This is a genomic window from Bacillota bacterium (genome assembly GCA_023511455.1).
GTDB lineage: Bacteria > Armatimonadota > HRBIN16 > HRBIN16 > HRBIN16 > HRBIN16.
On sequence record JAIMBJ010000037.1, the window covers coordinates 23,674 to 30,657 of the forward strand.

Genomic DNA, 6,984 nt, shown 5'->3' on the forward strand with positions numbered 1-6,984 from the left:
GAACAAAGTGTAGCATGACTTACTGGATTTGTCAAAAGCTCCTGCGGGCGTTCCGCTACTACAACAGCTGCTCGTGCTGCGCGATGACCTTCTCGGAGGCGCGCGCGATTTGCTCCACCAGCTCGTCGGGTGGCTCGATGACCGGACGTAAGTGTAAAATGTTGCCCGCCACACGCTCCGCCTGCGGGAAATCGCCGTCTCTGTAGCCCTCGAATGGCGGCAGCCCGAAAAACTCCCCGCCAAGTGGTCCCCTGCCATTACCCCACAGGTCGAACCCTTTGCGGAAGATGGTCTTCTGGTGCTCCAGCTTGCGCCCATAGAGCCACACCGGCACACCCTCTGCCTGCAACGCCTCCACGAATCGTTCGGCAGGCAGTCCATGCAGCTGTTCGGGGCGATAAATCAGCGGATGTCCCGCGAAGAAGCCCGCAGGTTTCGCCTTCGGATACGAGCGCACCGGCTCGATGCCACGCATTCCCTGCAGTGCGGCAAACACCTTCTGGCGAAACTCGGTGCGTTTGGCGTTGCGGTAGTCCAGCGACTGCATCGTTACCCGCGCAATCGCCAGCGCCAGCGGATGCGCCCGCCATTTGCATCCAAGTACCTGTGCGTCCAGTTCGCGGTACTCCGGCAGGGTCAGCTCCTCCGTGATGCCAGCGCGATGCAGGTGACAGAACGCCAGCATTCGCTCGTAGTATTCCCGACGATTGGTGGTTACCAGACCCCCTTCGCCGCCGCAGACGGGTTTGCCGTAAGGCGGTGAGCCCTGCAGGCTGAAGCAGGTGAGGTCCGAGATGTTGCCCACCTTCACTCCGTCCCACTCCGCGCCGTGCGCGTGCGCGGCATCCTCGATAATCGGAATGCCGTAGCGGTAACTGATGTCACGCAGTGCGTCCATCTCGCACACGTTGCCGAACAGGTGGATAGGCACGATGAAGCGCGTACGCGGAGTAATGCGCTTCTCGATATCTTCGGGGTCTGCCAGCAGGGTGTGGGGATCGATATCACAAAACACCGGTCGCGCCCCCATGTGCAACGCGCCGCTGTAGCTACCGATGTAGCCCAGTGTGGGCGTGATGAACTCGTCCCCAGGGCCCGTCTTCACCGCGTAGAACGCGCTGGCGAGGGCGGTGGAGCCGTGATTCACCGAAAGGCAGTATTGCGCACCCACATACTGGCGAAACTCTTCCTCGAACTGTTTGGGGAGACCTGCGCCGGAACCCGACAAAAAATCCGCGTCAATCAACTCGTTGACGGCATGTTTCATCTCCTCTTTGGGCACTTGCCACCGGTCCAGCGTGGACACAGAAACGGCGGGGCTTCCCCCGACAAGGGCGAGTTTGTCGCGCATCGCAAACCTCTCACGCCACGATTGAATTTTATCTACCCTCCGCTTCGCTCTCGGAATGCGGTTGTCCTTCAATGAGCAGAGAGTTACGCAGCAAGCGACAGCGCGTCCGCTGTGGAAATATCGGGGAAACCCACCTTGCTGATGACCTCTTGCAGGCTGGTCACCCCTGCCAGGGCCTTTTGCAGAGCATCCTCCTGCATGGTAACCATGCCGCCTTGCAGCGCTTCCTGTAAAATGCGTTGCGCTTCTGCCCGCTGAAGGGTCAGCTGACGGATGGTCTCATTGACCAGCAACACCTCGTGTACGGCGATGCGACCACTGTAGCCCCGCTGGAAACATTGAGGGCATCCGCGAGCACGGTATACCTGTGTGGCAGCATTGCCGAGCATCGCTTGTTCCTGCGGTGAGGGGATGTCTAAGTATCGGCAGTGTGTGCATAACCGGCGGAGAAGACGCTGACCAACAACTCCGATCAGGGAGGAGCTAATCAGGAACGGCTCGACCCCCATGTCGATGAGGCGAGGCAGTGCTCCTGCTGCGTCATTGGTGTGCAGGGTCGACAGAACGAGGTGTCCCGTCAACGATGCCCGGCAGGCAATCTCGGCGGTCTCTCGATCGCGGATTTCGCCAATCAGCACCACGTCGGGGTCCTGGCGGAGGATAGAACGCAGCTGCATGGCGAAGGTCAGTCCGACTTTTTCGTTCACGTTGGATTGGCTGATGTCCTCGATTTCGTACTCGATGGGGTCTTCGCAGGTCATGATGTTGATTTCGGGACGCGAGATTTCCCGCAATGCTGCGTAAAGGGTGGTGGTCTTGCCCGAACCCGTAGGACCGGTAATCAAAATCATGCCGTAGGGCTGACGGATGAGCGAGCGAAAACGCTGCAGATTGACCTCCGAGAAGCCCAGCGCGTCGAGGCTGTATTTGACCTGACTGTTGTTCAATAATCGCAACACCACCCGTTCGCCGTACTGATTGGGAAGGGTCGAGACGCGCACGTCGATACGGCGCGCATCCACTTGAAAGGAAAATCGTCCGTCCTGAGGCAACCGTCGCTCGGTCAGGTTCAGGTCTGCCAGCACTTTCACCCGCGCAATGACCGCCTGTTTCATCGTATTCGGGATGGTACGCACGTCCACTAAATCGCCGTCGATGCGATAGCGCAGACGAATCCCCCTGCGCTTTGGTTCGAAATGGATGTCGGTCGCCCCCATTCGCGCCGCTTGCGCCAGTATGTCGTTGACAAGCCGGACGACGGGTGCCTGTTGTACCAGCTGCTCAACGTGGTCCACCTCTGGCGTGTTCTCGTCCTCGACGTGCAGCAGCTGGATGCCCTCGCTGTCACCATCTGACCTGGTTTCCTCTGGCGGGATGTCTGAAGCGTAGAACAGGTCTATTGCTTGCTGAAGCACCTCTGGATTGGTGTAAACGGGTTTAATGTAGCAGTTGGTAATACGCTGCAGGTCGTCGCGAGCCACAAGGTCCATAGGGTTCAGCATCGCGACCACCAGCCGGTGCCGCTCCTGCCGCAAAGGCAGAACGCGCAGGTGGCGTGCCAGATGAGCCGGAATCAGGTTGCGCACCTCTGGTGGAATATCGTTGAGATTGACTCTTTCATAATCCACCCCAAACTGATAAGCTTGCGCCTCCGCCAGCTGGTCGCTGTTGACATAACCCAGCCGCATCAGAATCTGTCCAAGCAGCTCCTGGGTTTCTTTCTGGATATTCAGGGCTTGTTCCAGCTGCTCGCCAGTGATGAAGCCCAGTTGTAACAGTATCTCACCAATGCGCAAACGTGCTTTCTGCATGGTACAGCCCTCCTGTGGATATTATTGGAAGGATGTCCTTGCCGTCTGGAGGACTTTTGGTGTTATAATAAGGTACGAGAATCGTTTGCGGGAGGGTTCGCAATGGCAGCCAAACGCATTCTCATGCTGGTCGGCGATTTCGTGGAGGACTACGAGGTGATGGTGCCGTTTCAGGCTTTGCTGATGGTGGGGCACCATGTGCACGCCGTGTGTCCGGGGAAGAAGGCCGGCGAGAAGGTGCGTACGGCGGTGCATGATTTCGAGGGCGATCAGACCTACAGCGAAAAGCCCGGACACAATTTCACCCTGAACTACACTTTTGACGATGTGAAGCCCGAAGAGTACGATGCGCTGGTCATCCCCGGTGGACGTGCGCCGGAGTACATCCGCCTCAACCCAAGAGTCATCGACATGGTGAAGCACTTTGCCGAGGCGAACAAGCCCATTGCTGCCATCTGCCATGGGGCGCAATTGCTGGCGGCGGCGGGGGCACTTCGAGGCAAGAAGGCCTCGGCTTATCCTGCAGTCGGTCCGGAGGTACGGGCGGCTGGGGGTGAATACGTGGACGTGCCGGTGGACAAAGCGGTGGTGGATGGCAATCTGGTCACTGCACCTGCCTGGCCTGCCCATCCCGACTGGCTGGCGAAGTTCCTGCAGGTGCTGGGCACGAAGATAGAACTGTAGAGGGCATGGCTCGATACCATACGCGCGGATGACAGGGGAGTTCCGCGCATCTGCAGGCGAAGTCGTCTGTTCGGTGTCGGACGGTCAACCGACCGCGGGGAACGCAAAGCTTCTGGAGGTCATCGTCTCACAGTCTATGAAGATATGGGTGTGGTGGGTGGTGTTTCTTGGCGCGCTGACTGGATGTTGTTCCCCCTCCGCGATGGGTGAGAATCTGGAGCTGCGTGTTTCTGTGCCTGTGGTGCTGGTGCCGGAAGACCGACCGGTTCCGGTGGCGTTTCTGGTGCTGAACCACGAGCCGCAACCGGCAGAGGCGCGGATTGCCTTTACCTGCAATGGCGGCAACGTACAGCCGGATTCCCTCAACGTAAGTGTTCCCGCTCGAGGATGGAGTGTGGTCACCGTGCAGGTATCGCTGTCCCCTCAACGGGATGCCGCTGTGCTACAGGCGGGTTGTGGGGAAAGCAGCACGCAAGTATCTGTAAGGCGCGGGATAGACCTGGCGCTGTTGGCGTGGAAGCGGCTGTATACCTCGCCCGAGGCCCGTTTGGACACTTCGCTGGCAGCACCCGATGTCGACGACTCGGCTTGGGAGAGCATCGGCGTGCCCACCCTGTGGTTTGAGCAGCGCCCAGCGTGGTGTCGGGTGCGTTTCACGGTGCCCGAAGCGTGGCGAGGCAAAAAACTGCGCCTGTACATCGCAGCAGTGGACGACAACGATATCACCTGCCTCAACGGACAGCAAGTCGGGCGTACCAGCGGCTGGGACGTTCCCCGCGATTATCCTCTTCCCGAATCGCTGGTGCGCTACGGCGCGGAAAACGTGCTGACGGTGATGGTGGAGAACACCTATGCCGGGGGCGGGCTGTATAAAGCACCTCTGGTGATTCTGGTGGGCGATGAACCGATTGTCACGCCAGAGCAGCAGACGCCTCCTGCTGTCGAGCGTCCCAAACCTTCGGCTATCGGCAAACCGTTGCCCCTGCGACCGATGGTGATGCGTGACGGCGTGTTGTACTACGTCGACGGCGGCGAGGTGGCGCTGTGGGGGGTGAACTACTATCCCCAGAGCTGGCACCAGTTCGTGAACATGAAACGACTGGGTGTGGATATGAAAGCCACCATCCGGCAGGACATGGACCACCTGCAGATGATGGGCGTGGAGATGATTCGTATCCATGTGTTTGACCGCGAAATCAGCGATAGCGACGGCAACCTGATAGACAACGAGCACCTCGACCTGCTGGACTATCTGGTGGCGGAGTGCAGTCGACGCGGCATCTACCTGATGTTCACCCCGATCGCTTGGTGGGGCGGGCCTAACGAGAACCCCGATTCCTTTTCTGCAAATACTAGCAAGCCAGGCATGATGTTTGTACCGGAAGCCAAACGCGCCGCGGCAAACTATCTTCGACAGTTCCTCCAGCATGTCAACCGCTACACCGGAAGGGCATACAGGGATGAACCCTGTCTGGTGTTGCTGGAGGTGATGAACGAACCGGCGTACTTCGCCTATCAAGACCTTCTCACGCGCAGTTACACTCCACAGGGCGAACGCCCTGAGGTGATCGAGCGCGACCGTGCAACCTTCCGCAAACTGTGGCAGGAGTGGTGCAGCGCCCGAGGGCTTGCCGAGGCGCCCGCCTATTTCCCGCTATTCCGTTACGACCTCATGCGCCAGTATATTCGTGAGATGTACGAGGCGATACGTTCCACAGGGGCAAGGCAACCGGTGGCTATCAGCTTCTTCGGTGGGGCAGACAGGGAGATCGTGCAGGCTATCGGCGACTCGGAGTGCGAGGCAATCACCATCCCCGCCATGTATCCGGGCGGCTGGGAGCGCGTGAACGATGGGATGAACCTCTTACCGCAAGCCTCGCCGACGCAGTTGCCTGCCGAGTTCGCACGTAAGGCGCGGTTGGAGTATGAGTTCGACATGCCTGCGACCAACGTCAGCTGCTATCTGTATCCTGCGCTGGCGGCGTACTTCCGCCATGCGGAAGTGCAGGTGGCCTGCCAGTTCCAGTATGACAGCGTTAGCACCGCCCGCTGGAACACCGACTGGCAGGCGCACTGGCTGAACTGGCTGTATACTCCATCCAAGACGGTCAGCTTTATGCTGGCAGGAGAAACCTTCCGCCGCCTGCCGCGGGGCGTGCAGTATGCAAAACCCACCACCGAACTGGTCCTGCCCGACCTGATGGCGACCTCCTTCACGCACAACCAGAGTATGCTTATCACCGAAGAGACGGTGATGTATGCACGAGGCATCGACGAGTGGCAGCCTCTCCGACTGCCGAAGTCGCCCAAACGTATTGTTGGCACAGGCAGTTCGCCCTATGTGCAGTATACCGGCAGCGGGCTGTATGTGCTGCAGCAGGAGGATGAAAACACGTTCTCCTTGCACCTGAATCCGGATTCGATTCTGGTCGGCAACAGTTTACTGGGTAGTTTCGCGGCTCCGGTGGCGGAGTTGAAGGAGCAGCCTCACGTGTTCCGACTAAAATTGGAAGGCTGGCAGGGAGCCCGATGCTTCAAGAAGGGCAGTAACGTCTCCCTGCCGAAGGTGATGGGCGGCTGGTTGCTGACGCCGGGGCAGTATGTGATCAGGCGAAGTCCTTAGAAAACAATCACTTTGTCTGCTTCGGCTGTCCAGTGAGCGAGTTCGACCATCGAACCGAGATTTACCCCCTCGATCAGTTTCAATGCCCACAGCCCGCGCTGGTCAATGCAGGTCACACACGCCAGCACCTCCGCGCCGCCGGCGATGAGGTTTGCCAGCATCTGCCCGATGTTATAGCTGCCTTCCGGGCGGTGGTGTTCTGGCAGTGCGCCGTACACGCCATCGGAGAGCAGGAAGATGCGAATGCGCGTCTGAGGGACCTCCTGTTGCAGAGCAGTGGCTAACCGCAGGGCGTTCCACGCCCGCTCCGAGCCGTATGGCGGTTCGTGGAGGATAAACAGGACGTTCATCGTTGCTCCTCTCTGCGTTGACTTTTGGGTTGATTGTAGCACACATGGTGGGAAAGTCAAGGTCTCGCGAGGGTGTTCGAAATTGGTGGTTGAATGGATAGGTCACCTAACCCCCTTGCCCCCTTCCCTGCGAGGGAAGGGGGAACGCCCCTCTCCTCGTAGGAG

5 protein-coding genes are annotated in these 6,984 nt (G+C 59.2%); 2 read left to right on the forward strand and 3 right to left on the reverse strand.

Features of this window, described 5'->3' with window-relative positions; genetic code table 11:
* Nucleotides 1-58 precede the first annotated feature (58 nt).
* A complete protein-coding gene (locus tag K6U75_14820) occupies nucleotides 59-1,351 on the reverse strand; it encodes an aminotransferase class I/II-fold pyridoxal phosphate-dependent enzyme (GenBank protein MCL6476315.1) in 1,293 nt (430 codons plus the stop codon).
* A gap of 83 nt (nucleotides 1,352-1,434) precedes the next feature.
* Nucleotides 1,435-3,162, reverse strand: a complete 1,728-nt coding sequence (tadA, locus tag K6U75_14825; GenBank protein MCL6476316.1) for a Flp pilus assembly complex ATPase component TadA — start codon at nucleotides 3,160-3,162, stop codon at nucleotides 1,435-1,437.
* 102 nt (nucleotides 3,163-3,264) lie between these two features.
* Here tadA and K6U75_14830 point away from each other — a divergent pair, with 102 nt between their 5' ends.
* Both K6U75_14830 and K6U75_14835 read left to right on the forward strand, forming a co-directional pair.
* Nucleotides 3,265-3,846 carry a DJ-1/PfpI family protein gene (locus K6U75_14830; protein MCL6476317.1) on the forward strand — a complete coding sequence of 194 codons (582 nt, stop codon included), beginning with the start codon at nucleotides 3,265-3,267 and terminating at the stop codon, nucleotides 3,844-3,846.
* Nucleotides 3,847-3,874: 28 nt separating this feature from the next.
* Nucleotides 3,875-6,469, forward strand: a complete 2,595-nt coding sequence (locus K6U75_14835; GenBank protein MCL6476318.1) for a cellulase family glycosylhydrolase — start codon at nucleotides 3,875-3,877, stop codon at nucleotides 6,467-6,469.
* On the opposite strand, the gene K6U75_14840 is transcribed toward K6U75_14835, so the two are convergent.
* Nucleotides 6,466-6,819, reverse strand: a complete 354-nt coding sequence (locus tag K6U75_14840) for a DsrE family protein (protein ID MCL6476319.1) — start codon at nucleotides 6,817-6,819, stop codon at nucleotides 6,466-6,468. The two genes, K6U75_14835 and K6U75_14840, sit on opposite strands and share 4 nt — an antisense overlap.
* Nucleotides 6,820-6,984: the final 165 nt, after the last annotated feature.